This window comes from Hymenobacter saemangeumensis, assembly GCF_039541835.1.
Classification (GTDB): Bacteria; Bacteroidota; Bacteroidia; order Cytophagales; family Hymenobacteraceae; genus Hymenobacter; species Hymenobacter saemangeumensis.
The window spans coordinates 1-740 of the sequence record NZ_BAABGZ010000009.1; the positions used below are offsets into that span (position 1 = coordinate 1).

Here is a 740-nt window from a genome sequence, read left to right on the forward strand (position 1 = left end):
AAGCCCAGGCCGGCGCCGGCTTCGAAGTACACCACGGCTTCATCGGCCAGGCCGGCGGCGTTGCGTGCTTCGAGGCGGATAACCGGCTTCTGGCCCGCGGCCGGGTTGGGCGTGCCGGGGCGGAACACGGTGGGCGCGGTGTAGCTGGTGTGGCGCGCGGCGTTGGTGAAGCTCACCGCGCCGGTGGGCTGGGTGGCCCGCACGAAGAAGCCCTGCATGGACGCCAGGTCTTTCACGCCGCCATTCGAGCCAATGCCGTTGACGTAGGCGGCGTAGGAACCCGTGTAGCGCCCCGTGGGCTTGTGCACATATATGGCGTCTTCGATGCCCGTGAGCATGCCGGTGCTGCGCACCACGTCCCAGTCGATGGGGGCGGGGTAGGGGTTGCCGATGAGCTGCCAGCCGGAGTTGCTCATGCTGCCGCGGGTCACGGCGTAGCTCACCGGGCCGTTCTGCAGCACCCCGGCGATGTCGACGACGGTGTTGGCGTTGGTCTGGGCCGAGTAGCCGCGCAGCGGCTGCAGGTCCTCGCTCAGGCCCGGCACCAGCCAGCCGCGGTCGAAGGTGTTGAGCGTGCTGGAGAGGCGGCCTTCCTCGTACGTGAACAGGGTGGGGAAGGGCGTGACGGTGTTGCCGGTCGTGTTGTAGGCTTGATTCAGCTCAAACACGGGCAGGTCGTCGGCAAACTCCTGCACCGTCGTGCTCACGCCGTTGGCGCTGGCCTTCATGGGCGAGGAGTA

1 protein-coding gene is annotated in these 740 nt (G+C 68.1%); it reads right to left on the bottom strand.

Annotation, left to right across the window (positions count from 1 at the left end):
- The coding region (locus tag ABD919_RS02780) for a hypothetical protein (RefSeq protein WP_345233573.1) at positions 1-740 on the bottom strand (740 nt) is incomplete at both ends.